Source organism: Snodgrassella sp. M0110 (genome assembly GCF_016101465.1).
GTDB lineage: Bacteria > Pseudomonadota > Gammaproteobacteria > Burkholderiales > Neisseriaceae > Snodgrassella > Snodgrassella alvi.
The window spans coordinates 191,346-217,682 of the sequence record NZ_JACFQM010000004.1; the positions used below are offsets into that span (position 1 = coordinate 191,346).

41 protein-coding genes are annotated in these 26,337 nt (G+C 43.4%); 3 read left to right on the forward strand and 38 right to left on the reverse strand.

The genetic code is table 11. The features are described 5' to 3' along the window. Positions 1-25: 25 nt before the first annotated feature. The 36 genes from rsfS to H3T84_RS07725 form a co-directional block, all read right to left on the reverse strand. A complete protein-coding gene (gene rsfS / locus H3T84_RS07550) occupies positions 26-415 on the reverse strand; it encodes a ribosome silencing factor (protein WP_025331679.1) in 390 nt (129 codons plus the stop codon). A gap of 62 nt (positions 416-477) precedes the next feature. Next, entirely contained in the window at positions 478-1,113 is a 636-nt protein-coding gene (nadD, locus tag H3T84_RS07555) for a nicotinate-nucleotide adenylyltransferase (RefSeq protein ID WP_037475031.1), read from the reverse strand. Further along, positions 1,110-1,673 carry a carbonic anhydrase gene (locus H3T84_RS07560; RefSeq protein ID WP_198218740.1) on the reverse strand — a complete coding sequence of 188 codons (564 nt, stop codon included), beginning with the start codon at positions 1,671-1,673 and terminating at the stop codon, positions 1,110-1,112. The genes nadD and H3T84_RS07560 overlap by 4 nt, the downstream gene beginning before the upstream one ends. A gap of 125 nt (positions 1,674-1,798) precedes the next feature. Then, the gene (locus H3T84_RS07565; protein ID WP_037475034.1) at positions 1,799-3,112 is read right to left on the reverse strand and encodes an NCS2 family permease; all 1,314 of its coding nucleotides are present in this window, start codon (positions 3,110-3,112) and stop codon (positions 1,799-1,801) included. 204 nt (positions 3,113-3,316) lie between these two features. Next, positions 3,317-4,645: a tRNA (N6-isopentenyl adenosine(37)-C2)-methylthiotransferase MiaB gene (gene miaB / locus H3T84_RS07570; protein ID WP_198218741.1), complete on the reverse strand. Its 1,329-nt coding sequence runs from the start codon at positions 4,643-4,645 to the stop codon at positions 3,317-3,319. A gap of 14 nt (positions 4,646-4,659) precedes the next feature. After that, on the reverse strand, positions 4,660-5,046 hold the full coding sequence (locus H3T84_RS07575; RefSeq protein WP_198218742.1) for a hypothetical protein: 387 nt from the start codon (positions 5,044-5,046) through the stop codon (positions 4,660-4,662). A gap of 444 nt (positions 5,047-5,490) precedes the next feature. Beyond that, positions 5,491-5,874 (reverse strand): 50S ribosomal protein L17, encoded by a 384-nt coding sequence (rplQ, locus tag H3T84_RS07580; RefSeq protein ID WP_025331685.1) that lies wholly within the window; start codon positions 5,872-5,874, stop codon positions 5,491-5,493. Positions 5,875-5,892: 18 nt separating this feature from the next. Then, positions 5,893-6,879 (reverse strand): DNA-directed RNA polymerase subunit alpha, encoded by a 987-nt coding sequence (gene rpoA / locus H3T84_RS07585; protein WP_025331686.1) that lies wholly within the window; start codon positions 6,877-6,879, stop codon positions 5,893-5,895. Between the two features lie 24 nt (positions 6,880-6,903). Next, complete coding sequence (rpsD, locus tag H3T84_RS07590; RefSeq protein WP_037475045.1) at positions 6,904-7,524, reverse strand: 30S ribosomal protein S4; 621 nt, start codon at positions 7,522-7,524, stop codon at positions 6,904-6,906. A gap of 15 nt (positions 7,525-7,539) precedes the next feature. Then, complete coding sequence (gene rpsK / locus H3T84_RS07595; RefSeq protein ID WP_025331688.1) at positions 7,540-7,932, reverse strand: 30S ribosomal protein S11; 393 nt, start codon at positions 7,930-7,932, stop codon at positions 7,540-7,542. 16 nt (positions 7,933-7,948) lie between these two features. Then, entirely contained in the window at positions 7,949-8,311 is a 363-nt protein-coding gene (rpsM, locus tag H3T84_RS07600) for a 30S ribosomal protein S13 (protein WP_037475048.1), read from the reverse strand. Between the two features lie 57 nt (positions 8,312-8,368). Then, positions 8,369-8,482: a 50S ribosomal protein L36 gene (gene rpmJ, locus H3T84_RS07605; RefSeq protein WP_003697674.1), complete on the reverse strand. Its 114-nt coding sequence runs from the start codon at positions 8,480-8,482 to the stop codon at positions 8,369-8,371. 18 nt (positions 8,483-8,500) lie between these two features. Further along, positions 8,501-8,719, reverse strand: coding sequence for a translation initiation factor IF-1 (gene infA, locus H3T84_RS07610; protein WP_003684714.1), 219 nt, complete (start codon positions 8,717-8,719; stop codon positions 8,501-8,503). Between the two features lie 5 nt (positions 8,720-8,724). Continuing rightward, positions 8,725-10,041, reverse strand: a complete 1,317-nt coding sequence (gene secY, locus H3T84_RS07615; protein ID WP_100116885.1) for a preprotein translocase subunit SecY — start codon at positions 10,039-10,041, stop codon at positions 8,725-8,727. A gap of 13 nt (positions 10,042-10,054) precedes the next feature. Further along, the gene (gene rplO / locus H3T84_RS07620) at positions 10,055-10,489 is read right to left on the reverse strand and encodes a 50S ribosomal protein L15 (RefSeq protein WP_037474011.1); all 435 of its coding nucleotides are present in this window, start codon (positions 10,487-10,489) and stop codon (positions 10,055-10,057) included. Position 10,490: 1 nt separating this feature from the next. Next, positions 10,491-10,676, reverse strand: a complete 186-nt coding sequence (rpmD, locus tag H3T84_RS07625; RefSeq protein ID WP_025331692.1) for a 50S ribosomal protein L30 — start codon at positions 10,674-10,676, stop codon at positions 10,491-10,493. After that, positions 10,669-11,187 carry a 30S ribosomal protein S5 gene (gene rpsE / locus H3T84_RS07630; protein ID WP_025331693.1) on the reverse strand — a complete coding sequence of 173 codons (519 nt, stop codon included), beginning with the start codon at positions 11,185-11,187 and terminating at the stop codon, positions 10,669-10,671. Before rpsE ends, rpmD begins: the two co-directional genes overlap by 8 nt. Positions 11,188-11,206: 19 nt before the next feature. Further along, positions 11,207-11,560 (reverse strand): 50S ribosomal protein L18, encoded by a 354-nt coding sequence (gene rplR / locus H3T84_RS07635; RefSeq protein WP_025331694.1) that lies wholly within the window; start codon positions 11,558-11,560, stop codon positions 11,207-11,209. Between the two features lie 13 nt (positions 11,561-11,573). Continuing rightward, positions 11,574-12,107, reverse strand: a complete 534-nt coding sequence (gene rplF / locus H3T84_RS07640) for a 50S ribosomal protein L6 (RefSeq protein ID WP_037474543.1) — start codon at positions 12,105-12,107, stop codon at positions 11,574-11,576. A 9-nt stretch (positions 12,108-12,116) separates the two neighbouring features. Next, on the reverse strand, positions 12,117-12,509 hold the full coding sequence (gene rpsH / locus H3T84_RS07645) for a 30S ribosomal protein S8 (protein WP_037474546.1): 393 nt from the start codon (positions 12,507-12,509) through the stop codon (positions 12,117-12,119). 14 nt (positions 12,510-12,523) lie between these two features. After that, the gene (rpsN, locus tag H3T84_RS07650) at positions 12,524-12,829 is read right to left on the reverse strand and encodes a 30S ribosomal protein S14 (RefSeq protein ID WP_025331697.1); all 306 of its coding nucleotides are present in this window, start codon (positions 12,827-12,829) and stop codon (positions 12,524-12,526) included. 2 nt (positions 12,830-12,831) lie between these two features. Next, positions 12,832-13,371, reverse strand: a complete 540-nt coding sequence (rplE, locus tag H3T84_RS07655) for a 50S ribosomal protein L5 (protein ID WP_025331698.1) — start codon at positions 13,369-13,371, stop codon at positions 12,832-12,834. A gap of 10 nt (positions 13,372-13,381) precedes the next feature. Continuing rightward, positions 13,382-13,705, reverse strand: a complete 324-nt coding sequence (gene rplX / locus H3T84_RS07660) for a 50S ribosomal protein L24 (RefSeq protein WP_025331699.1) — start codon at positions 13,703-13,705, stop codon at positions 13,382-13,384. Between the two features lie 11 nt (positions 13,706-13,716). Beyond that, positions 13,717-14,085: a 50S ribosomal protein L14 gene (gene rplN, locus H3T84_RS07665; RefSeq protein WP_025331700.1), complete on the reverse strand. Its 369-nt coding sequence runs from the start codon at positions 14,083-14,085 to the stop codon at positions 13,717-13,719. Between the two features lie 232 nt (positions 14,086-14,317). Beyond that, entirely contained in the window at positions 14,318-14,581 is a 264-nt protein-coding gene (gene rpsQ, locus H3T84_RS07670; protein ID WP_025331701.1) for a 30S ribosomal protein S17, read from the reverse strand. Next, a complete protein-coding gene (gene rpmC, locus H3T84_RS07675) occupies positions 14,581-14,772 on the reverse strand; it encodes a 50S ribosomal protein L29 (protein ID WP_025331702.1) in 192 nt (63 codons plus the stop codon). Before rpmC ends, rpsQ begins: the two co-directional genes overlap by 1 nt. After that, on the reverse strand, positions 14,772-15,188 hold the full coding sequence (gene rplP, locus H3T84_RS07680) for a 50S ribosomal protein L16 (RefSeq protein ID WP_037394618.1): 417 nt from the start codon (positions 15,186-15,188) through the stop codon (positions 14,772-14,774). Before rplP ends, rpmC begins: the two co-directional genes overlap by 1 nt. After that, positions 15,172-15,876, reverse strand: coding sequence for a 30S ribosomal protein S3 (gene rpsC, locus H3T84_RS07685; protein ID WP_037394614.1), 705 nt, complete (start codon positions 15,874-15,876; stop codon positions 15,172-15,174). Before rpsC ends, rplP begins: the two co-directional genes overlap by 17 nt. A gap of 9 nt (positions 15,877-15,885) precedes the next feature. Beyond that, a complete protein-coding gene (gene rplV, locus H3T84_RS07690) occupies positions 15,886-16,215 on the reverse strand; it encodes a 50S ribosomal protein L22 (protein ID WP_037394611.1) in 330 nt (109 codons plus the stop codon). Between the two features lie 10 nt (positions 16,216-16,225). Next, positions 16,226-16,501 (reverse strand): 30S ribosomal protein S19, encoded by a 276-nt coding sequence (gene rpsS / locus H3T84_RS07695; RefSeq protein WP_025331704.1) that lies wholly within the window; start codon positions 16,499-16,501, stop codon positions 16,226-16,228. Positions 16,502-16,506: 5 nt separating this feature from the next. Further along, the gene (gene rplB, locus H3T84_RS07700) at positions 16,507-17,343 is read right to left on the reverse strand and encodes a 50S ribosomal protein L2 (protein ID WP_037394606.1); all 837 of its coding nucleotides are present in this window, start codon (positions 17,341-17,343) and stop codon (positions 16,507-16,509) included. A gap of 5 nt (positions 17,344-17,348) precedes the next feature. Beyond that, positions 17,349-17,663 (reverse strand): 50S ribosomal protein L23, encoded by a 315-nt coding sequence (rplW, locus tag H3T84_RS07705; protein ID WP_025331706.1) that lies wholly within the window; start codon positions 17,661-17,663, stop codon positions 17,349-17,351. Next, positions 17,660-18,280 carry a 50S ribosomal protein L4 gene (gene rplD / locus H3T84_RS07710; RefSeq protein ID WP_025331819.1) on the reverse strand — a complete coding sequence of 207 codons (621 nt, stop codon included), beginning with the start codon at positions 18,278-18,280 and terminating at the stop codon, positions 17,660-17,662. Before rplD ends, rplW begins: the two co-directional genes overlap by 4 nt. Then, a complete protein-coding gene (gene rplC, locus H3T84_RS07715; protein ID WP_037394597.1) occupies positions 18,280-18,924 on the reverse strand; it encodes a 50S ribosomal protein L3 in 645 nt (214 codons plus the stop codon). Before rplC ends, rplD begins: the two co-directional genes overlap by 1 nt. A 230-nt stretch (positions 18,925-19,154) precedes the next feature. After that, positions 19,155-20,039 carry a ribosome small subunit-dependent GTPase A gene (gene rsgA / locus H3T84_RS07720; RefSeq protein ID WP_198218743.1) on the reverse strand — a complete coding sequence of 295 codons (885 nt, stop codon included), beginning with the start codon at positions 20,037-20,039 and terminating at the stop codon, positions 19,155-19,157. Positions 20,040-20,041: 2 nt separating this feature from the next. Beyond that, entirely contained in the window at positions 20,042-21,328 is a 1,287-nt protein-coding gene (locus H3T84_RS07725; protein ID WP_174834265.1) for a M48 family metallopeptidase, read from the reverse strand. 356 nt (positions 21,329-21,684) lie between these two features. Here H3T84_RS07725 and orn point away from each other — a divergent pair, with 356 nt between their 5' ends. The 3 genes from orn to H3T84_RS07740 are packed head-to-tail and all read left to right on the forward strand — an operon-like array spanning position 21,685 to position 24,394. After that, positions 21,685-22,233 (forward strand): oligoribonuclease, encoded by a 549-nt coding sequence (gene orn / locus H3T84_RS07730; protein ID WP_037473631.1) that lies wholly within the window; start codon positions 21,685-21,687, stop codon positions 22,231-22,233. Between the two features lie 45 nt (positions 22,234-22,278). Beyond that, the gene (gene pgi, locus H3T84_RS07735) at positions 22,279-23,940 is read left to right on the forward strand and encodes a glucose-6-phosphate isomerase (RefSeq protein ID WP_174834266.1); all 1,662 of its coding nucleotides are present in this window, start codon (positions 22,279-22,281) and stop codon (positions 23,938-23,940) included. Further along, on the forward strand, positions 23,921-24,394 hold the full coding sequence (locus H3T84_RS07740) for a CinA family protein (RefSeq protein WP_198218744.1): 474 nt from the start codon (positions 23,921-23,923) through the stop codon (positions 24,392-24,394). The genes pgi and H3T84_RS07740 overlap by 20 nt, the downstream gene beginning before the upstream one ends. A 103-nt stretch (positions 24,395-24,497) precedes the next feature. Here H3T84_RS07740 and H3T84_RS07745 read toward each other — a convergent pair whose 3' ends face one another. Next, positions 24,498-25,823, reverse strand: a complete 1,326-nt coding sequence (locus H3T84_RS07745; RefSeq protein ID WP_198218745.1) for an ammonium transporter — start codon at positions 25,821-25,823, stop codon at positions 24,498-24,500. A 31-nt stretch (positions 25,824-25,854) separates the two neighbouring features. After that, positions 25,855-26,193, reverse strand: a complete 339-nt coding sequence (locus H3T84_RS07750) for a P-II family nitrogen regulator (RefSeq protein WP_198218746.1) — start codon at positions 26,191-26,193, stop codon at positions 25,855-25,857. Positions 26,194-26,337: the final 144 nt, after the last annotated feature.

The window sequence follows — 26,337 nt, forward strand, 5'->3', positions numbered from 1 at the left end:
CAGTAAAATGAGTATCCGGCACAAATCAATCTGCAGCCTGCCATGGCTTAGCTGCCCCAGCATGAAAGGAAGGTTTTTCACCACCCCACAAAGCTTCAATATCATAATAATCGCGTACTGCTGGCTGCATAACATGCACAACCAGATCACCAGCATCAACCAATGCCCATTCACCGCTATCAAGACCTTCAGTGCTGATAATTTCATAACCAGCCTCCTTCAAATCGACAGCCACATTATTGGCCAGAGCCTTTACCTGACGTGTACTGTCACCACTGGCAATAATCATGCGTGAAAACAGCGAAGTTTGTGCTGAAGTATCCAGCACAATAATATCTTTTCCTTTAATATCTTCAAGTGCATTAACGCTAACGGCTACCATATTTTCCCATTGAGCGATAAGATTTTCATCCATATAGTAAAATACCCTATTATGTTAAAAGCATTTCCAGCTTAGAAATACTCTATAAATATAAATTATGCCTGATAAAGACCTTCATGGTCGATATATTCAGCCACAGTCTCCGGAACATCATCATGATAACCTGATGACCATTTTGCACGAATATCAGTTGAGCTGACTGGTAAAAATGACGTTTGTAATAAAACTGCACGTCCGCCATCACTACCATCCGGTACAGTCATATTTTTAGCCAGAGCATCTGGCAACCATTGCTGCAATGATTCCGGCAAATCGGTTAATCTCTGTTGACCGCGCTGAGCAATTGCCAGATTCACACTTTGTAGCAGAGCCTGATAACGATGCCAGTGAGGTAATTGCAACAATGAATCCATTCCCAGCAACCACCATAACTGAGACTGCGGAAATACCTGACGAAACAGAGATACCGTATCAATAGTATATGTAGGTCCATTACGTAGTACATCGCAATCAGACACACTAAAACGTTTGTCTGTACTAATTGCCCTTTCCACCATAGCAAGACGTTGTAGTGCCGGTGTACAGATAACCGTCGGTTTATGATACGGATCACCAGCCGGAATAAAAATAACATTATCCAGCATTAACTCATCGGCAAAACCCTGTGCAATATGAATATGCCCATTATGCGGAGGATCAAAAGTACCGCCGAACAAACCGATACGTTTCATACTTTATTTCCGTTAACCACAATATTCAGCTTACCGGTAATCGGATGAATAACCAGACCATGTACCCTAATCTCACTGGGCATCAGAGGATGCTTACGTATCATATTCACCGAATGCATAATAGCATCTTCCACACAATCAAATTCAGTTAACCATTTATGGAAATCTACGCCGGCATTTTCCAGAATTTCAAGGCGCTCATCGCTGATCCCCCGGGCGCGCATTCGGTCAAGCATATCAGGCACATGTAATTCCTGCATGCCGCAATCATAATGCCCTATCACCATAATTTCAGTTACATTCATTTCAAATACAGCCACTAGTAATGAACGCATCACAGAACCCCAGGGATGGGTGACTAAAGCACCGGCATTACGAATTACCTTAGCATCTCCATTCTTCAATCCCAGAGCACGGGGTAATAAATCCAGAATCCGTGCGTCCATACAGGAAACAATCGCCAGATTTTTTTCCGGATATTTATCTGTAAAAAATTGCTCATACTCTTCTGCATCAACAAATCTTTGATTAAAGTCCATAATTTCATCGATTAAAGACATAATTTCTCCCTCTGCATTTATTTAATCGTTACATGAATCTTATTACATTGATACATCAGCCCGAAGAACAAAAACCATAAAATATTTAGGCAGCCCAACGGCTGCCTGTTAACAAACCGAACTGTCTATGCACCTAACCAGAGCAATTTAAAAGCCCATAGTACAGCAATAATCCACACCATATAAGAAACTTCTTTAACTCTGCCACAGAACAGTTTAATTAGTGCATAACTAATAAAACCCATTGCAATACCATCTGCAATTGAATAAGCGAAAGGCATAAAAATCAGTGTAAAAAATGCTGGTGCAGCTTCAGATACATCTTTCCAGTCAATTTCCGTCATACTGCGCATCATCAGTACACCCACATATAACAAAGCAGGCGCAGTTGCATATGCCGGTACACTGGCAGCAAGCTTGGAAAACCACAAACTGGCCAGCATCAGAAGACCAACCACCACTGCTGTCAGACCTGTACGGCCGCCTGCAGCTGCTCCGGCTGCCGACTCTACATAAGCAGTAGTAGAAGAAGTACCCAGCCCGGCACCGACTACAATTGCCGTTGAATCGGCCAGCAACGCTTTTTTTACCCGTGGTAATTTGCCATCCACCAACAAACCGGCGCGTCCGGCAACACCAATCAGAACACCGGTACTGTCAAATAAATCCACAAAGAAAAACACAAAAATAACGCTAACCAGACTCATGTTAAATAAATCATGAAAATCCAGCTGTAAAAAGGTAGGAGCCAGAGAGGGTACCGGCGCAAATACTCCCTTAAATTCATTAAGACCTGCTACTGAAGCAATAGCCGTAATTACCAAAATACCGATAATAATTCCGCCACGTATGCGGAAATGCTCCAAAGTAACGATAAAACAAAAGCCCACGATCGTCAGCAACACCTGAGGAGAATGAATATCACCCAGACTGACCAGAGTGTCCGGATTAGATACCACTACTTTGGCACTTTTGAGCGCTACCAGAGCCAGAAATAAACCAATACCGCCGCCAATAGAATACTTGAGAGAATTCGGTAGTGAATTAACAATCGCTTCGCGCACCTTAAACAGGCTTAAGATAATAAAAACAATACCAGAAACAAAAACTGCACCCAGTGCTACCTGCCATGATATACCCATACCTTTTACAACAGCATAAGTAAAATAAGCATTCAGTCCCATACCGGGCGCGAGTGCGATCGGATAATTAGCTACCAATCCCATCATCATGCAGGCAAAAGCTGAAGAAATACAGGTAGCCACAAATACCGCACCAAAATCCATTCCCGCATCCTTAAGAATGGAAGGATTAACTACCAGAATATAGCTCATTGCCAGAAAAGTAGTCAGACCGGCTAACACTTCAGTGCGCACACTGCTGCCACTTTCTTTAATTTTAAAAAAACGATCCAGAAAAGAAGTACCCGCTGGGCTCATGCCAATTCCTTTTAATACCGAACAAAGGCCAGACAAAACCGGTTATCATTAATAAATGTTTACTGATAACCAGACGAAAAACAAATAAATATAGCATTACATTCCGACAACAAGCACAGCCTTTATACTGTATTAATGTACATGTTCCGGTATCCAGATAAATGGATTAATGCGGCGTTTCCCCTTATTAGAAAGATTAATCATTTAATCGGCTAAAACCATTTTCCCGCGTAAAGAAAAAGTATGTGCCTCAGTGATTTCCAGCTCTACCATCTGATTAATCAAACGAGGATGCCCCGTAAAATTAACTACCCGGTTATTTGCTGTACGCGCCTGTAACTGATCAGGATCTTTTTTAGACACACCTTCTACAAGACAGCGCTGTACACTGCCAAGCATAGATTGATTAATACGCGCTGTCTCAGCTTCAATCACTGTATTTAATGCTTCCAGACGACGTACTTTTTCAGCATGAGGAGTATCATCCGGTAAATTTGCTGCCGGTGTTCCCGGACGTGGGCTATAGATAAATACAAAGCTCAAATCAAAAGCCAGGTCTTGTACCAGCTTCAGAGTTTGCTCAAATTCACGCTCAGTTTCCCCCGGAAAGCCAACAATAAAGTCTGAACTTAAACATAAATCCGGCCGGATAGCCCGCAACTTACGGATAATATGTTTATACTCTAAGGCTGTATAGCCACGTTTCATTGCCATTAAAACACGGTCGGAACCAGACTGCACCGGAAGATGCAAATGTGATACCAGCTTAGGTAAATCACGATAACATTCAATAATTGCATCAGAAAATTCACGCGGGTGGCTAGTCGTAAAGCGCATACGTTCAATACCGGGTATCTCATGCACTATACGCAGCAACGTTGCGAAATCACAGATTTCACCATCACCCATATCGCCGCGATAGGCGTTTACGTTTTGTCCCAGCAGATTAATTTCTTTGACACCCTGTTGTGCCAGACCGGCAATTTCAGTAAGCACATCGTCAAGTGGACGTGAAAATTCCTCTCCGCGCGTGTAGGGTACAACACAAAAACTGCAATATTTGGAACAGCCTTCCATAATAGATACGAATGCTGCTCCACCTTCAACACGTGCAGGTGGTAAATGATCAAATTTTTCTATTTCCGGAAAAGAAATATCTACCTGTGACAGACCACTGGTTTCTTTATCGAGAATCATTTGTGGTAAACGATGCAAAGTCTGAGGACCGAAAACCACATCCACATAAGGTGCGCGCTGAATAATCGCTTCACCTTCTTGTGAAGCCACACAACCACCGACACCGATAATTAAATCCGGATTTTTAACTTTCAAAGGTCGGATACGACCCAAATCTGAAAATACTTTTTCCTGAGCCTTTTCCCGAACCGAGCAGGTATTAAAAAGAATAATATCTGCATCTTCAGCCCTGTCAGTTCGTTCTAAAGATTGCCCTTCTGCCAGAACAGACAGCATTTTTTCACTGTCGTATTCATTCATCTGACAACCAAAGGTTCGTATAAATACTTTTTTCATAACACCTACAATAATTATTCAACCTGCGGATTATTAGGTCTTACTAATGCGTCCTGCTCTTCATCAGTCAGTACCCAGATTTCCTGAATCTGATTTGCTCTGTCAACGCGTACAGCTATCGTTTCATCTACAAACCGAAATAAATTGTTATAAGTAACAAAACGGTTATTTTTGTCATGAATACGTACAGTTCTGCTTAACAGTAATGTTTTATTACCTTTAACCAAACCCAGGCTCAAAGTACGTAACCATGCCTTTGTTGCAGTGCCTACCACGACCTGCCGACCTTCAGTTTTTTTTAATACAACTATATGAATGTCATTAGGTAAAACACGGCCTGCCCATACTAATGAAGAAGACATAAAAATCAGGCTCAACAATAATAAACGTAAATATTTCATGATTTCTCCTTGAATAACAATAGTCAGCTAAGAGTCAATAATTATACGCAGAAGAGAGAGAAACAGCAGCTTTTTAAAAAAGGGTTCTGAAAAGCTAAAACAATAAATACAAACTTATTAAATCAAAAAAACATTTAAATAGAATTACAGTAATAAACTTACACTAAACAAATAGTTTAAATTCGGTTCAGAAAATTAGTTTTTTATTTATGTATTGATTAATTCCTAAAAATAACTACATTTTCCGGCATCATAACAAAAAAATAAACTTACCCAATAATGAAAAATAGTGAATAGTACCTACTAAAATTTATAGATATATACAGAATTAATACAACATAACTACAAAATAAATACTCATTTTCAACCTATTCACAAAACCATAAAGCAAAAAATCAAAATGAAACAAGCCAGCCTAATGGCTGGCTTGTTTCTGAAGACTGATTACTCAGCTACAGCTTCAGATTCAGGTGCTTTCTCAACCAACTCAACCAGAGCCAGCGGAGCATTATCGCCTTTACGAAAGCCATACTTCAATATGCGCAGATAGCCACCATTCCGATTAGCAAAGCGCGGACCTAACTCATTGAATAATTTAACAACAACATCACGATCACGTGTGCGGTTAAAAGCTAAACGATGATTAGCCAGAGAAGGCTTTTTACCTAGAGTAATCAATGGTTCAGCTACACGACGCAACTCTTTTGCTTTCGGCAAAGTAGTTACAATTGTTTCGTGAGTTAACAAAGAATTAGCCATATTACGCAACATAGCAGCGCGATGACTGCTGGTGCGATTTAATTTGCGGTTACCATTACGATGACGCATGTCATTATCCTTTAATCATCAAACTTGTGGCTTTTCCAGACTGGCCGGCGGCCAGGCTTCCAGTTTTGAACCCAACGTCAATCCTTTGGAAGCCAGGACTTCCTTGATTTCGTTCAGAGATTTTCTACCCAGATTCGGGGTTTTCAACAATTCAGTCTCTGTGCGTTGAATCAAATCGCCAATATAGTAAATATCTTCAGCTTTCAAGCAGTTTGCTGAACGAACGGTCAACTCCAGATCATCAACTGGACGAAGCAGAATCGGATCAATCGGTGGTTCTTTCTCTTCTACTACGGTAACTGGGGTACCCTGTAAATCTGCAAAAATTGACATTTGATCAATTAAAATACAGGCCGCATTGCGAACTGCTTCTTCAGGGTCAATAGCACCGTTAGTTTCTATATCCAAAACCAGACGATCTAAATCAGTACGCTGCTCAACACGAGCAGGTTCTACTTCAAAGCTGACACGACTGATAGGCGAAAAGCTTGCATCTAGTTGAATAGCGCCGATACGTTTGTGGTCGTCTTTATTACGACGGCCTGACACAGACTCATAGCCTCTGCCTTGTTCAACCTTAATTTCCATATTAATACTACCACCTTCAGACAGGTGACAGATAACATGGTCAGGGTTAACAATTTCGACATCATGAGGTAACTCAATATCAGCTGCGGTAACAACACCGGCACCTGATTTTTTCAGACTTAAAGTTACTTCTGTGCGGCCATGCACTTTAAATACTACACCTTTCAGGTTCAGCAGAATATCAACAACATCCTCCTGAACACTATCAAGTGTAGAATATTCATGCAATACGCCTTCAATCGTTACTTCTGTCGACGCATAACCATTCATTGATGACAGTAAGATACGACGCAAAGCATTACCCAAGGTATGGCCGAAACCACGTTCAAAAGGCTCCATAGACACTTTGGCACGGGTAGCAGACAAGGTGTCAACGTCAATTTGACGTGGCTTCAAGAATTCGGATGTGTTTTGCATTTAACTGTCCTCACTTAACCAGCTTTATTTAGAGTAAAACTCTACCACCAGCTGTTCATTAATATCGCCGCTCAATTCAGTGCGATCTGGCATGTTTTTGAAAACACCTTCCAGCTTGCTTTCTTCAACAGAAACCCAGCTTGGTAAACCGATCTGGCTGGCAAGGCTGAATGCTTCCTGAATTCGCACCTGTTTTTTGGCTTTTTCGCGAACAGCAACCACATCACCAGCTTTCACCTGAAAAGAAGGGATGTTTACGACCTGACCGTTCACGGTAATGGCTTTGTGAGATACCAACTGACGGGCTTCGGCACGAGTAGAGCCAAAACCCATACGGTATACCACGTTATCTAAACGAGATTCCAATAACTGAAGCAGCAATTCACCAGTCGAACCTTTACGACGGGCTGCTTCAGCAAAATAACGGCGGAACTGACGTTCTAACACACCGTAAATACGGCGGATTTTCTGTTTTTCACGTAATTGCAGACCATAGCCGGACAAACGCGGTTTCTTTGCGCCATGCTGGCCGGGAGCAGAGTCTAGTTTACATTTTGAATCCAGAGAGCGACGTGCACTCTTCAGAAACAGATCTGTGCCCTCACGACGGGCTAATTTACATTTCGGGCCGGTATAACGTGCCATACTCAAATACTCCTGTTAGATACGACGTTTTTTAGGTGGCCGACAACCATTGTGTGGCAATGGAGTAACGTCTGTAATACTGGTAATCTTGAAACCAAGAGCGTTGAGCGCACGCACAGAAGATTCGCGACCAGGACCCGGCCCTTTAATACGAACTTCCAGATTTTTTACGCCATACTCTTGGGCAACTTTACCAGCTGCTTCTGCCGCAACCTGAGCGGCAAATGGTGTGCTCTTACGTGAACCTTTAAAACCAGCACCGCCAGAGGTAGCCCAAGATAATGCATTGCCCTGACGGTCAGTGATAGTAATGATGGTATTATTGAAAGATGCATGTACATGCACAATACCTTCACTTACGGATTTACGTACTTTCTTGCGCACACGAGCTGTGTTTGCTTTAGCCATTATTATTCCTTATCAATTATTTCTTGCCTGCGATCGCTTTACGCGGACCTTTACGCGTACGCGCATTGGTACGGGTACGCTGACCACGGCACGGTAAACCACGACGATGACGCAGACCACGATAACAGCCCATGTCCATCAGACGTTTGATGTTCATGGTTACTTCACGGCGCAGATCACCTTCCACATGGTATTTGGCAATCTGTTCACGCAAAGCATCAAGCTGAGTCTCGTCTAAATCTTTTACTTTAGTGCTCGGCACAACGCCGGCAGCTTCGCAAATCAGTTTAGCGCGAGACGAACCAATACCATAAATAGCCTGAAGGCCAATTACGATATGGGCATTGTTAGGGATATTTACCCCTGCAATACGAGCCATATTTTTTCCTTAGGGCAAAAGTCTGTCACTATAACACAAAGACTTATGGTTATCCAATTAGCCTTGACGTTGTTTATGACGAGGGTCAGTACAAATCACACGCACAACACGATTGCGACGAATGATTTTACAATTACGGCAAATTTTCTTTACCGATGGCTGAACGCGCATATTATTTCCTTTCTACTCTTAGCGGGCGCGGAAAACGATGCGGGCACGAGTCAAATCGTACGGAGTCAATTCCACGGTCACTTTGTCACCGGGGGAAATACGAATGTAATGCATGCGCATTTTCCCGGAGATATGACCTAAAACGACATGATCGTTTTCAAGTTTAACTTTAAAAGTTGCGTTGGGCAGGGTTTCAAGAATTTCACCCTGCATTTGTATGGTATCTTCTTTAGCCATAATACTTAACGACGTGATGATAATGATTTCATCGCAGAGCGCTTCATCAGATGTTCGTACTGACTACTCATTACATAAGAAGCGATTTGCGTTTTAAAATCCATGGTCACCACCACCAGAATAAGTAGTGAGGTGCCACCTAGGTAGAAAGGTACATTCATCGCAGAAGTCAGTACTTCCGGAATCAGGCACACGATAGCAATATAAATTGCGCCCCAAAAAGTCAAACGCAATACAACTTTCTCCAGATAACGGCTGGTTTGCTCCCCAGGCCGGATACCGGGAACGAAAGCACCACTTTTCTTCAGATTTTCTGCCATTTCCCTTGGACTGAACACCAAAGCCGTATAGAAATAACAAAAGAAGATAATAGTAGCTGCAAATAACAAAATATAAACAGGCTGACCATGTTGTAGGAATGTTGCCAGTTTCTGTAACCAACCATCCTGATTTGCTGAACCAAACCAACTTAACAGAGTAGAAGGAAACAAAATGATACTGGAAGCGAAAATTGGCGGAATAACCCCGGCCATATTCAGCTTAAACGGCATATGAGAGTTTTGCGCCTGCATAATGCGGTTACCTACCTGGCGTTTGGCATACTGAACAGGTATCTTACGCTGAGCACTTTCAATATATACAACAGCATATACCAGCGCTAACGCACCAACAATCAGAGCAACAGCCATCAGATAACTAATGGATCCCTGGCTGGTCAGCGTCAGCAAACGACCAACACCGGCTGGCAAGCCGGCTGCAATACCTGCAGTAATAATCAGCGAAATGCCGTTTCCTATACCACGCTCAGTAATCTGCTCGCCTAACCACATCAGAAACATGGTTCCTGTCACCAGACATACCATAGTCGAGAAGTAAAATTCAAATTTACCAGCAACAACTACATTTTGCTGGTAAACGAATGCAGCGGCAGCGAAGCTTTGCAAAGTTGCCAGCAAAACAGTGCCATAACGGGTATATTTAGTTAAAGTACGACGCCCAGCTTCACCTTCTTTTTTTAATGCTTTCAAAGAAGGAATAATTTCAGAAGCCAGTTGGATAATAATTGACGCTGAAATATAAGGCATTATACCTATTGCAAAAATACTGAACCGTTGCAGAGAACCACCGGAGAACATATTAAGCATACTTAATATGCCTCCGCCGGCACTTTCATACAATTTGGTCAAAGCAGCACCATCCACACCGGGCACTGGAATATGTGAACCGATGCGGAATACAACCAACGCACCAAGTAAAAATAACAGACGATTTTTTAAATCACCGAACTTTGAAAGTCCTGTTGCGGATTGCGGATTAGCCACTTGAGTCCTTGCCTTATTCTGCTACTTTACCACCGGCAGCTTCAATGGCCTGTTGCGCACCTTTGGTGGCCTTAATACCATTTAAAGTTACCGCCTTATCAATACTGCCTGATGCAATAATTTTAACATTCAAAGCAGTAGCAGGCACCAGTCCGGCCTGTTTCAGTACTAAAACATCAATTTGATCAACTGCAATTTTAGCTAGCTCATCTAAACGCACTTCAGCATTCAGATTAGCAGTCAGGGATTTAAAGCCGCGTTTCGGCAGACGGCGCTGCAAAGGCATCTGACCGCCTTCAAAACCGACTTTATGATAACCACCTTTACGGCTTTTCTGACCCTTATGGCCTCGGCCACAGGTTTTGCCTAAACCGCTGCCAATGCCACGGCCTACGCGGCGGGCCGCGTGTTTAGCACCTTCAGCAGGTTGAATGGTATTCAAAAGCATGTTACTTCTCCACTTTCAAAAGGTAGCTGATTTTGTTGATCATGCCACGATTTTCGGGGGTATCAAGCACTTCAACAGTGTGCTCGCGGTGACGCAAACCTAAACCGCGTGCACAGGCACGATGAGCGGCAATAGTGCCAATCAGGCTTTTAACCAGAGTAATGCGTATGGTTTTTTGCTCACTCATGATCTGCTCCTAAAATTTCTTCTACGGTCAGGCCACGTTTAGCAGCAATCTCAGCTGGCGTATACAGTTTAGACAATCCGTCCAAAGTTGCGCGAACAATGTTGTATGGATTGGTTGAACCATGTACTTTAGCAGAGATATTATGAATACCCATTGCATCAAATACCAGACGCATTGGACCACCTGCTTTCACACCATTACCTTCTTTGGCCGGTTGCATGAATACACGGGTTGCACCATGACGACCAATTACTTCGTGATGAATGGTACGTCCATTTAAAGGCACTTTGATCATATTGCGGCGAGCCTGATCCATAGCTTTCTGTACAGCCACAGGTACTTCTTTAGATTTACCTTTACCCATACCGATGCGACCATCGCCATCACCTACTACGGTTAAAGCCGAGAAGGCCATAATGCGGCCACCCTTAACCACTTTGGTCACACGGTTTACGGCAACCATTTTTTCAATCAGGCCGTCACCGCGTTCTTCAGTTTCGTGTTTTGCCATATTTCTGGTCTCCAGTTTATTAGAAGCTCAAACCGTTTTCACGGGCTGCCTCAGCCAAGGCTTTAACGCGACCATGGTATTGAAAACCAGAACGGTCAAAAGCCACTGCATCAATGCCGGCTGCTTTGGCTTTTTCAGCAATGCGTTTGCCAACCACAACAGCAGCATCTACATTGCTGCCATATTTAATGCTGGCACGTACATCAGCTTCAAGAGTAGATGCCTGAGCCAGTACTCGGTCACCTTCAGCGCTAATAACCTGGGCATAAATGTGATTATTGGTGCGGAAAACGCACAATCTCACTTTGTTCAGGGCTGCAATTTTGGCACGGGTTTTACGTGCTCGACGCAGTCTTGCTACATTTTTATCCATCAGTGAGCCTCAATTATTTTTTCTTGGTTTCTTTAATAACGACACGCTCATCCGCATAACGCACACCTTTACCTTTATAAGGTTCCGGCGGACGGAATCCACGAATTTCAGCGGCCACCTGCCCTACTACCTGTTTATCTGCACCGGCAATAATTATTTCGGTAGCAGAAGGAGTAGTAGCAGTAATACCTTCAGGCAATTCGTAGTTAATCGGATGAGAGTAGCCTAAAGAAAGATTCAATACTTTACCCTCAGCCTGAGCGCGATAACCCACACCAATCAGTTGCAGCTTTTTCTCAAAACCATTGCTCACGCCCACAACCATATTGTGCAACAAAGCACGAACCGTGCCAGATAAAGCATTTGCTTTTGTACTGTTATCATTGGCGGTAATAACCAGCTGACCTTCGTTCAATGCTACATTCACTTCAGCGTGCTGATGTAGAGACAATTCGCCGTTTTTACCTTTAACAATGATAGCCTCTGGAGAAAACTTTACGTCAACGCCAGCCGGAACCACTACCGGATGTTTTGCAATTCGAGACATGTTTTCTCCTTAGGCAACTACGCACAATAACTCACCGCCAATACCATTAGCACGGGCTTTACGGTCAGTCATTACACCTTTAGAAGTGCTCACAATCACAACGCCCAAACCATTCATTACAGAAGGAATGTCGTTGGAACCTTTATACACACGCAGACCAGGACGTGATACGCGCTGAATGCGCTCAATTACCGGCTGACCAGCATAGTATTTCAATTGTATTTCCAATGTCGCCTTGGTTTCAGCAGATACGGCGAAATCTTCTATGTAACCTTCTTCTTTCAAAACTTTAGCAATTGCTACTTTCAGTTTTGAAGAAGGCATACTTACAGAAGCTTTATTCGCACGCTGAGCGTTGCGAATACGGGTCAACATATCGGAAATAGGATCATGCATACTCATATTTTATACTCCTATTACCAGCTGGCTTTGATGACACCCGGAATTTCACCACGCATGGCGATTTCACGGATTTTGGTACGGGCCAAGCCGAATTTACGGAAATTACCACGCGGACGACCGGTCAAAGCGCAGCGACGACGTTGACGAATCGGAGCAGCATTACGCGGAATAGCCTGCAGTTTCAGACGTGCCTGAAAATGTTCTTCATCAGTCGCGTTAGCATCATTGATGATGGCGAAAATGGCTTCACGCTTTGCAGCATATTTTTTTGCCAAAGCTTCACGCTTCAGCTCACGATTAATAAGTGCTTTCTTAGCCATAATTAACCCTTAAACGGAAATTTGAACAGAGACAGCAGTGCTTTGGCTTCTGCGTCAGTTTTGGCAGTAGTGGTAATAGTAATATTCAAACCACGCAAAGCATCAATTTTATCGTATTCAATTTCCGGGAAAATAATTTGTTCACGCACGCCCATGTTGTAATTACCACGACCGTCGAATGATTTACCATTTACACCGCGGAAGTCACGTACACGCGGCAAAGCGATTGCAATCAGACGATCCAGAAATTCATACATACGATCACGGCGCAAAGTTACTTTGCAGCCAATCGGGTAATTATCACGGATTTTAAAGCCTGCAATTGACTTGCGTGCTACAGTTACTACTGGTTTCTGACCAGCAATTTTTTCCAGATCACCAACTGCATGTTCCATTACTTTTTTATCGGCAACCGCTTCACCAACACCCATGTTGAGGGTAATTTTTTCAATACGCGGTACTTCCATGATAGATTTGTAACCGAACTGTTTGGTCAACTCAGGAACAACAGTAGTGTTATAAAAGTCTTTTAAACGAGCCATTGATTACTCCTTAAGCTCCCACGGCGGCACCGGTAGATTTATATACACGGGTACGCACTACTTTGCCGTCTACAGTTTCTACTTTGATACCTACGCGGTCAGCTTTTTGGGTTTCCGGATTGAAAATCGCCACATTGGAAATAGCCAATGGCGCATCTTTGGTGATTACACCACCTTCAATCCCACGCATGGGGTTAGGTTTCTGGTGACGTTTAACACGATTTACGCCGTCAACAATCACTTTATCACCCAAAACACGCACTACTTTACCCTGTTTGCCCTTATCTTTACCGGCAATAATGATCACCTGATCACCAGTTTTAATCTTTTTCATTGCAACCTCACTTACAGTACTTCAGGAGCCAATGAAACGATTTTCATGAATCGCTCAGTACGTAGCTCACGGGTTACCGGGCCAAAAATACGGGTACCAATTGGTTCCAGTTTGGTATTCAACAGCACGGCTGCATTGTTATCAAATTTGATCAGTGCTCCGTCATTACGACGTACACCTTTAGCTGTACGCACTACCACAGCGTTATATACATCGCCCTTTTTAACGCGACCACGGGGAGCTGCGTCTTTTACGGCCACTTTAATAATGTCGCCTACAGATGCGTAGCGACGCTTAGATCCACCTAATACTTTGATGCACATTACGCGGCGCGCACCAGAGTTGTCAGCCACATCTAAGATGGTCTGCATTTGAATCATGTTATTACCTTTAAAAATCCAACTTAATTTACCGCTTTCAGTCAGCCTGTTACCACTCAATAGCTGTCTGAAACCATTAACGGTTCTAGTAAACCAGTCTTGGGTCCCGAAGGGAGAGTTCCGGCGACTGCCGGAGACTTTCAAGAAACTGAAAGTTAAGGAACGAAGTTTACAGACAATATCTGATTGTCGCAAGACTTCGTTCCCTAATTGCAGCACATTGTTGTGTTAATTACACATTACGTGCTTTCTCAATCAGCTCAGTTACAACCCAGCTTTTGGTTTTTGACAACGGGCGACCTTCGGAAATGACAACAACGTCACCAATACCGTATTGGTTTTGCTCATCGTGCGCATGGATTTTAGTAGAACGACGGATTACTTTACCATACAGCGGGTGTTTCACTTTACGTTCCACCAATACTGTTACAGTTTTATCCATTTTGTCGCTCACGACTTTGCCCTGCAAAGTACGTACGTTTTTAGCTTCAGTCATTATTCACCATCCTTCTGATGCAAAATGGTTTTTACACGAGCAATATTACGACGCACTTTTTTCAGCTCACTGTTTTTACCCAGCTGGCCGGTGGCGTGCTGCATACGCAAACCAAACTGCGCTTTCAACAGACCAACCAGTTCTTCGTTTAACTGCTCAACAGATTTGTCTTTCAATTCACTGGTTTTCATTATTGACCTACCTGGCGTTTAACAAATACAGTCTGAATCGGCAATTTGGCTGCAGCCAGTTCAAAAGCCTGACGAGCCAATGTTTCATCAACACCGTCCATTTCGTAGAGCATTTTGCCCGGCTGGATTTCAGCAATGTAATATTCCACATTACCTTTACCGCCACCCATACGAACCTGAATTGGTTTTTCAGTAATAGGTTTATCCGGGAATACGCGAATCCAGATACGACCGCCACGTTTAATATGACGGGTCATTGCACGACGTGCTGCCTCAATCTGGCGTGCAGTCAAACGACCGCGACCCACAGCTTTCAGACCAAAATCACCAAAGCTAACTTTATTGCCACGAGTAGCAATACCGGTGTTGCGGCCTTTTTGCTGTTTGCGGTATTTCATTCTAGTTGGCTGCAGCATTTCGACCACCTGCCTTTCTGCTGTGTTTCTTGTCCTGTTCCGGCTTAGCCTGAATTTCACCCGGCGTCAGTTCACCTTTGTAAACCCAAACTTTGATACCGATAATGCCATATGTAGTTTTGGCTTCGCTGGTAGCGTAGTCAACATTGGCACGCAGGGTATGTAAAGGCACACGACCTTCACGATACCATTCGGTACGCGCAATTTCGATACCGTTCAGACGACCTGAAGACATAATTTTGATGCCTTTGGCGCCAACACGCATAGCATTCTGCATAGCACGTTTCATGGCACGACGGAACATAACGCGTTTTTCCAGTTGTCCGGCAATATTGTCCGCAATAATTTGCGCATCGATTTCCGGTTTACGGATTTCTTCGATGTTTACATGCACCGGTACGCCCATGATTTTCTGCAAATCACGTTTTAATACCTCAATATCTTCACCTTTTTTACCGATTACAATACCAGGACGGGCACTGTAAATGGTAATACGTGCAGATTTTGCCGGGCGTTCAATTACCACGCGACCTACAGAAGCATTTGCAAGACGTTTGCGTAAAAAATGACGTACGTCAATATCTTCTTTCAGCACTTTGGAAAAGTCGCCGCTTTTGGCAAACCACTTGGAAGACCAATCTTTATTCACTGCCAGGCGAAAGCCTGTAGGGTTAATTTTTTGTCCCATCGCTTTTCCTTAGTTGCCTACAATCACGTTGATGTGACAAGTTTGTTTTTCGATGCGGTTACCACGACCTTTAGCACGTGCCTGAAAACGTTTCAGACTCGGACCTTTGTCGATATAAATAGTAACCACTTTCAGTTCATCGATATCAGCACCTTCGTTGTGTTCGGCATTGGCTACTGCAGATTCCAGTACCTTTTTAATCAGTTCAGCACCCTTTTTCGGGCTGAATGTCAAAATGTTCAACGCTTGGGCAATATCTTTGCCACGTACCAAGTCAGCTACCAGACGAGCTTTTTGTGCTGAAATACGGGCATTTTTGTGTTGTGCACTAACTCTCATGTTTTATCCCTTATTTTTTAGCCTTCTTATCAGCCAAATGGCCTTTGAAGGTACGGGTCAATGAGAATTCACCCAACTTATGACCAACCATATTATCGCTGATAAATACCGGCACGTGGGTACGTCCGTTGTGTACAGCAATGGTCAGACCGATAAAATCAGGCAGAATAGTGGAACGACGTGACCAGGTTTTAATCGGGCGTTTGTCGTTATTAGCACGAGCCGCATCGACCTTTTTCAGTAAATGCAGGTCGACATATGGGCCTTTTTTTAATGAACGAGCCATATCAGTTAACCTTTATTTGAGTAACGGCGGCGAACAATCATATTGTTCGTGCGTTTATTACGACGAGTACGATAGCCTTTAGTCGGTGTACCCCATGGGCTAACCGGTTCACGAGCTTCACCTGTACGACCTTCACCACCACCATGCGGGTGGTCAACCGGATTCATCACAACACCGCGTACGGTCGGACGAATACCACGCCAGCGTTTAGCACCGGCTTTACCCAATTTTTGCAGGCTTTGTTCTTCATTGCCTACTTCACCAATGGTGGCACGGCAGTCAACATGAATTTTACGTACTTCACCTGAACGCAGACGCAGCTGTGCATATACGCCTTCTTTTGCCAGCAATACAGCAGATGCACCGGCTGAACGAGCAATCTGTGCACCTTTACCCGGTTTCATTTCGATACAATGAAGAGTTGTACCTACCGGAATATTGCGGATTGGCAGATTATTACCAGCTTTAATTGCAGCTTCAGAACCGGAAACCAATACGGCACCTACCTGAACATTACGCGGCGCAATAATGTAACGGCGTTCACCATCTGCAAAACACAATAACGCAATATGAGCGGTACGGTTCGGATCGTACTCAATACGTTCTACTTTAGCAGCGATACCGTCTTTATCATTACGTTTAAAGTCAACAATACGGTAATGGTGTTTGTGACCACCACCTTTATGACGGGTTGTAATGCGTCCGCCGTGATTACGACCGGCAGTTGAAGACTGTTTTTCTAATAATGGTGCATAGGGTGCACCTTTATGCAAGCCTTCCGCAACCACGCGTACCATTCCGCGACGGCCAGCAGAAGTCGGCTTCATTTTAACAATAGCCATAGTGCTTATTCCTTATCTGCAGAAGCGGCAGCAGATTCAATATCCAGCTCCTGTCCAGCCGCCAGGCTGACATAAGCTTTCTTAACATCGCTGCGCTTACCGATGGTACGGCCAAAACGTTTGTTTTTGCCTTTAATGATGGTTGTGGCTACAGAATCCACTTTCACATTAAATAATAGTTCCACTGCTGCCTTAATTTCAGGTTTAGTGGCATTCGGCAATACTCTAAACGTCATCTGGTTGCGTTTTTCAGCCAGCATGTTGCTTTTTTCGGAAACAACAGGAGCCAAGAGCACTTGCATTAAACGTTGTTGATTCATACCCATTGCTCCTCAAGTTGTGCAACTGCTGCTTTGGTAAGCACCACTTTCTTAAAGCGTAACAGATTGTACGGATCAGTTTGCTGTGCTTCCAGAACCAGTACATTCGGCAGGTTGCGGCTAGACAAGTAAACGTTTTCATCCAGCTGTTTGGTAATGAACAATACCTGCTCCATACCCAGATTTTTAACCTGTTCAGCAAATGCTTTGGTTTTAGGAGTAGCAGCAGATAATTCATCAATTACAAACAGGCGTTCATCGCGTACCAGCTGAGACAGAATGGCTGCCATACCCGCACGGTACATCTTACGATTTACTTTCTGGGTAAAGTTTTCATCTGGTTTATTCGGGAACGCACGACCACCACTGCGCCACAGCGGAGAAGATGTCATACCAGAACGGGCACGGCCGGTTCCTTTCTGACGCCATGGTTTTTTAGTGGAGTGTTTTACTTCGGCACGGGTTAACTGTGAACGGTTACCGGAACGGGCATTAGCCAGAAAAGCTGTAACCAGCTGGTGAACCAGATCTTCATTGTATTCACGTGCAAACAATGCGTCAGACGCAGCAACTGCACCTGCAACCTGACCCTGAGCATCAATTAATTTCAGTTCCATTACGCACCTACCTTCACGCTCGGACGCACGACAACGTCGCTGTTAACCGCACCGGGCACCGCACCTTTTACCAGCAATAACTGACGTTCGGTGTCTACGCGTACGATTTCCAGATTCTGAATGGTGGACTTAACGTTACCGTACTGTCCGGCCATACGTTTACCACGGAATACGCGACCCGGATCCTGTGCCATACCGGTTGAACCAGGCACACGATGAGAGCGTGAGTTACCGTGAGAAGCACGCTGAGAACCAAAATTGTGACGTTTGATGGTGCCAGAAAAACCTTTACCTTTACTGGTACCAGTGACATCAATTAACTGACCTGCTGCAAAAATGCCGACATTGATTTCAGCACCGGCAGACAATTCAGCCAGTTTTTCTTCAGAAACAGCAAATTCAACCAAGCCACGACCGGCTTCAACACCTGCCTTGGCAAAATGACCTGCCTGTGCCTTGCTTACGCGATTGGCTTTTTTCTGACCAAAAGTTACCTGTACGGCAGTGTAGCCATCAGTAGCTTCGGATTTGAGTTGAGTGACGCGATTAGCAGACATATCCAGTACAGTTACCGGAACTGATGCGCCGTTCTCATCGAACACGCGCGTCATGCCTACTTTGCGCCCAACCAGACCTAAAGTCATAGTTATTTCCTTTTATAAAGGGACCAATTACGATTGATTGGCCTCGCACAAATAAAGAATCTTGCCGACGTAAAATCGGCAAGATGGCGATAGTATCATGTTTACTCTGCACGAATCAATTTTTTATGCAAGTAAAGCACGGATTTTTAGATAAAAAAACAACGTTTATGCCTTATACATGACTATATAGTCTGGATTTCGGGTATTTTTACTCTGCCTGAATATAAATATTATCTGGTTAATTCATCAGTAATACTTTGCAGAAACTGAAGTCGTTCAGGCTTCAGTTTCCCGTCTGCCGCAGCCTGTTTCAGTGCACAGCCCGGTTCCTGACGATGAGTACAATTATGAAAACGGCACTCCCCGATATACTGACGCATATCAGGGAAATAATGCAGCAGATTACTAACTGACAAATGATGTAAGCCAAATGCCTGCAATCCGGGCGAATCAATAAGCTGACTGTGTGCATCCAGATCATATAATTGCGCATGAGTCGTGGTGTGACGACCTGAATCCAGTGCCGCTGAGATATCACCTACCCGTGCCTGTTCATTACCCAGCAATGCATTGGTTAAAGTTGATTTACCCATACCTGACTGACCTAACAGGATTGCTCGCTCTCCATGTAAATACCGGCGCAGCTCAGCCACATTATATAAGGCACTAATATTGATTACCTGATAACCCAGACTCTGATAAAAGGCCAATTTTTCGAGCCAAAGCTTATTTTGTGGTAAATCTGCTTTATTTAATACAATCAGTGGCGGTATATCCGCAGCCTCTGCAGCCAGTAATGCACGCTGCAATAATAATTCACTGGGAGTCGGTACAGCAGCCAGTACGATTAGCATAAGGGTAACATTGGCCGCAATAAGTTTACTGCGCGTAGCATCCTGCCGGTAAAGCAGGCTGCGCCGGGGTAAATAATCCTCAATTACAGCCTGCTGCTGATTGATATGACTAATATGGACTTCATCACCACAGGCAAAATCAACTCTTTTCTTTCGCGTAGTGGCTTCATAAATTTTACCCGCATATGTTCGCACCATGAAGCGGCGCCCGAAACTGGTAATAATCTGTGCTGTTAATAATTCATTCACAGGCTGCGCCATTCTCAGTCTGCCTTTACGGCTGTTTGTAATGCCGCAATACGTTCCCGTGCTCCCGGATGCGAATCATAAAACCGCGAATACCAGATATCGCTAACTAGACTGGAGGCATTAGTACGATAAAGTTTGGTTAAAGCATGAATCAGATCATCGGCATTTGCATATTTTGCTGCAAAACGGTCTGCTTCAAATTCATTTTTACGGGACAAAACACTCGACAATGGTGAAAACGGAAAAGTAAATACGGGCAGTACCAGCATAAATAATAATAAAGCCATAGCATGACTGACTTCATGCACACCAAGACCAGTATAAAAACCTGTCTGCGGTAATAGCCAGCCTAAAACAGCAAAAATTATCAGAGCCAGTATAAAAGTAACAATCATTTGTTTGAATACATGTTTGTGAGCAAAATGACCTAACTCATGCGCCAGCACAGCCTCAACCTCACTTATCTGCATATCTTTCAGCAAGGTATCAAAAAATACGATGCGCTTATGTTTCCCAAGTCCGGTAAAATAAGCATTACCGTGCCCGCTGCGTCTGGAGCCATCCATTACAAAAATACCATCACTCTGAAAACCTGTACGCTGCAACAAATTTTCAATCCGGGTTCGCAATGCATCATCTTTCAACGGTTCAAATTTATTGAAAAGCGGTGCAATCCACTTTGGAAAAGCCCACATCAGCAACAAGGAAAAACTGACCCATACCAGCCATACAGCCAGCCACCATGCGCCACCAAACCAGTGTGCTGCAATCAGAATCCGCATCAGCCACAGAATAATATACAGTAAGGGCAAGCCAACAATAATGGCTAAAAGACTACCTTTAAGCTGATCAGCAATAAAAGTAACCATGGTCATTTTGTTAAAGCCAAATTTTGCCTCCAGACAAAAACTGCGATACCAGGCGATCGGCCAGCCAAGAATCATATTAACCAGAGCAAACAGACCAATAAGCACAATTCCCTGTGCAATATCGTGCTGCACCCATTTCTGACTTAAATGCGCTAATAGATCAAGACCGCCACCAAGTGTGAATATCAGCAATAATAATGCCTGAAACAGAATTTCATAACGAGCCAGACGCTGCTTGGCCAAAGTATAATCCGCTGCTTTCTGATGTTCTGCCAGAGACACGCTTTGTACAAAAGCCGCCGGAACATGGCTACGATGAGCCAGTACAGCTTTACTTTGGCGAACCGAAAGATATAACTGACCACATATGCTGCAGATGAAAAATAATAAAAACAATATATAAACCGTTTGGGCAGAAAGATAAAATGCCATAAAAACATTTCGTACCTGAAAATAATCATTTTAACGGAGTTTATCTGTTACTGGCTAAAAAACAACCAAATAAACACCTCTCTACTTGAATTTATTATGATTACTCATCTATTCCGATAATATGTATTTTCCCTCATAAATTATCTTAAACCATATTTGAAATAATTTCCGTTACTCCTAATAACAGTCTGTCTGAAAATATTTATTAAACATTATCAAAACTAATTTATTGTATTTTTCTCAAATATTTACGTTATTTGATACTAAGTCGTAACGCAATTAAAAAAACAGTTTGAACTATCAGCTATAACAGAAAAAAGCTAAAATGAAGTTTTATTATTAGCTAAGATGAAGATATGCAAAATGCCAAAAATCTTGCGTGGCTGGATATGGAAATGACCGGATTAAATCCGGATACAGACCGTATTATAGAAGTTGCCATGATCATTACCGACAGTGATCTGAATGTACTCGCACAGTCTGAAGTACTGGTAATTCACCAGCCAGACAGTATTATCGATTATATGGATAAATGGAATACCGCCACTCATACACGTACTGGCCTGGTAGACAAAGTAAAAGCCTCCACGCTGACTGAAGCTGAAGCTGAAAAAAAATTGCTGGCTTTTATCAGTGAATGGATACCGGAAAAAGCCTCACCAATGTGTGGCAATTCCATTCATCAGGATCGCCGGTTTATGGTGCGTTACATGCCGCAACTGGAGGCTTACTTCCATTATCGCAATCTGGATGTTTCCACTCTTAAAGAACTGGCCAGACGCTGGAATCCTGCCATTCTCAAAGGCATCAGTAAAAAAGGCGCACATCAGGCTCTGGATGATATTAAAGAAAGCATTGAAGAAATGGCTTATTATCGCGAACACTTCTTAACAATACCCAGTTGATTTTGTATACTACTCCATCCATTTTCGCTGAAATTAACTCCGGTTATGATCAATCCGTCCTGTCCTATTAATCAGACAGCCATTTGGGCACAATTGCATCAGCATCAGCGCAGTACCCGTTTCTTGCATATGCGCGATTTATTTCGTCAGCAGCCGGATCGTTTTGCGCAAATGCATGAACAATTAAATGGTCTGTTACTGGATTACAGCAAAAACCGTATTACTGAAGATACGCTTGCATTATTGATTGAACTGGCCAATACCGCAGACGTACGTGGCTGGACTGACAAAATGCGCCGCGGTGATAAAATTAATGTCAGTGAAAATCGTGCCGTATTACATACAGCACTCAGGCTACCGCCGCATGCTGAAGTGTATGTTGATGATCACAATATCGTACCGGATATCCATCAGGAACTGCAACGAGCCTACCGCTTTGCCGAATCAGTGCGCAATGGTGAATATACCGGAGCCGGTAATGAACGTATTACTGATATTATCAATATTGGCATTGGCGGATCTCATCTTGGCCCGGAAATGGTGACACTGGCCTTACGCCCGTTTCAACAAACTGGTCTGAATATTCATTATGTTGCCAATGTTGACGGTGCCAACCTGATTCAGGTATTGAATAAAGTTAATCCGGCCACAACTATTTTTATCATTGCCAGCAAATCCTTCTCCACACCTGAAACTTTGCTGAATGCACAAACTGCACGTAACTGGTTTTTACAACAGGGAATGAGTGAAGCTGATATCAGCTGCCATTTTATAGCTATAACCAGTGCTGTTGATAAAGCACAGGCTTTTGGTATCACTTCGGATCATACATTCACCATGTTTGACTGGGTTGGTGGTCGTTACTCTGTTTGGTCAACTATTGGATTATCAGTTATTTGTGCTATTGGTAAAGAAAATTTTGAAAGTTTTCTTGCCGGTGGCAGAGCGATGGATGAACATTTTTTTCATGCGCCGTTAAGACATAATATTCCGGTTTTACTCGGCCTGATCGGATTGTGGTATCACACCTTTTATACCACAACTAGCCATGCAATTATTCCTTATGACCACGGACTGCGCCGTCTGGCTGCGCACTTGCAGCAGCTGGACATGGAAAGTAACGGAAAACAGGTAAGCCGTTATGGGGAACGGCTGGACTTTGATACTGGTCCGATAATCTGGGGTGAGGAAGGTGTTAACTGCCAGCATGCTTTTTTTCAATTACTGCATCAGGGACCACGACTGATTTCCTCCGATTTTATTGTTCCAGTTAACAGTTTTTATCATGTTAGTACTCAGCATAAAGTTCTTGTTGCTAATGCCTTTGCTCAAACTGAAGCACTGATGCGTGGCAAAACACTGGCGGAAGCTTATGCCGAATTAATTGATCTGGATAACAAATCACGCGATATTATGGCTCCGCAAAAAGTATTTCCGGGTAATCAGCCATCTAATACACTCTTAATAGATGAAATTAACCCGTTTAATCTGGGCATGCTGCTGGCCATGTATGAACATAAAGTATTTGTACAGGGTGTTATCTGGGGAATAAACTCATTCGATCAGTGGGGCGTAGAGTACGGAAAAGTTCTGGCTAAAAATATTGAACCGGAATTAAGTACCAATGATTCACTGCACCATGATGCTTCAACTAACGGCCTCATTGACTATTTCAGAAAACACCATCATGACACAAACCTTAATTGACATCACCACCAAACTGGACGAACTGGGACACACTGTAACCTGTGCTGAATCATGTACCGGAGGGCTGCTGGCAGCAGAGCTAACTCGCCTGCCGGGCAGTTCCAATTGGTTTAACATGAGCTATGTCACCTACAGCAATCAGGCAAAAAAACAATTGCTTAATGTTAATGAAACGACTTTGCGCCATTATGGAACTGTTAGTGAGGAGTGTGTACGCGAAATGGCACTGGGCGCTTTGATTAATTCGAAAGCAAATTATGCTATTTCGATTTCCGGTATTGCCGGACCAACGGGAGGAAGTGCCGAAAAACCAGTTGGTACAGTATGGTTCGGGCTGGCAACTAAACAGCGTATCTGGGCTAAAAATTACCAGTTTAACGGCAACAGAGATACAATCCGCACCCAGGCTGTGGGATACGCATTGCGTTTTTTACGTCAATATTTATACCGTTAAACCAGGTTATATACAATCAAAATCCAGCAGATAAAATAAAACTGACCGGTTTTTCACAGCCGGCCAGTTTTTCATTTCAAACAAATCAAATAATTAATCACAATTATTCAATACGTTCACCATGAATACTCACATCCATACCTTCTCGTTCTGAATCATGATCAATACGTAAACCACGACACACAATTGCTACAATTTTAAGAATCAGATAAGTCATAATCAAGCTGTATACGATTGTAATAGCCACATCTTTAATCTGTGCCAGCAGTTGACTACCTATAGTCGCCTCGCCGCCAAAAATGGCGTTACTGAACAGCAAACCGGTTAAAATTGAACCAACGATACCGCCAAAGCCGTGAATACCAAAGGCATCAAGCGAATCATCATAACCAAATCTGCGTTTTAAATACACTGCGGCAAAATAGGCAGCAACAGCCGTCAATACTCCGATTACCAATGCAGCCTGCGGACCGACAAACCCGGCTGCCGGTGTAATACCTACCAGACCAGACACTGCACCAGAAGCCATACCCAATGCAGAAGGTTTATGTCCTGCCAGTTTTTCACATAACATCCATGTTAATGCTGCTGAAGCTGCTGCTATCTGAGTTACAGCCATAGCCATACCGGCAGAAGCATCCGCAGCACCTGCTGAACCGGCATTAAAGCCAAACCAGCCAACCCATAACATTGCAGCACCGGTTAAAGTCAGTACCATATTATGCGGTGCCATTACATCTTTACCGTATCCAAGACGTTTGCCAATCACCAGTGCAGCTACCAGCCCGGCAACACCGGCATTAACATGCACAACCGTTCCTCCGGCAAAATCCAGAACCGGCGTATGTGTATCACTCATAAAGCCTCCACCCCAGACCCAGTGACATATCGGCGCATAAACACAAGTAACCCAAAGACCGGAAAATAACAATAAGGCTGAAAATTTCAGACGTTCGGCAAAAGCACCTGTCACAATAGCCGTTGATATAATGGCGAAGGTCATTTGAAAAAACATGAATACTGATTCAGGAACAGTACCATCTCCATTAACAATGGTAGTCATTTCTCTGGTTTTATCCAGTCCCATACCGCCAAGCATAAAACGATCCAAACCACCAATAAATGAATTCCCCGGGGTAAAAGCTAACGAATAGCCTATTATCATCCACAGCACACTCACCAGTGCGGCAACGACAAAGCTGTGCATCATGGTTCCCAGTACATTTTTTTTTCGTACCATTCCGCCATAAAACAATGCCAGACCAGGAACAGTCATCAGCAAAACCAGTACGGCAGAAGTCATTACCCATGCTGTATTACCTGCATTTATCTCAGACAGCGGTCGCCACCATCCGGACAAATCAGCAGCCAGTAGCGGCAATGGTAATAACAGAGCTGTCGTTACTACACATTTATCGATCAACTTCATTGTATTTCCCTTAAATAATTATTCAGATTATTTATACAGCATCCGATCCAGACTCACCTGTACGTATTCGCACCACCTGCTCAACCGCTGAAACAAAAATTTTACCGTCACCTACTTTACCTGTTCTGGCACATGTCATTATCGCTTCAACAGCCCGCTCTACTAGCTCATCCGCCAGTACAATTTCTATTTTAATTTTAGGTAAGAAATCGACTTCATACTCTGCACCACGATAAATTTCAGTATGTCCCTTTTGCCTGCCAAAACCTTTTACCTCACTGACAGTCATTCCCTGCACACCTATTTCAGCCAGTGCTTCACGCACATCATCCAGCTTAAATGGCTTAATCATTGCTGTAATTTTTTTCATATAACTCCTCTTTTCTGAATCTTTTATTCCCGATCATCCATGACAATATTACTGAACATTAAGCAATGTTCGTCTTCCGGTTCTATTATTTGCAGCAATATAATAATTCTTACTACACCATACATCTTTATTTTAAATCTGCAA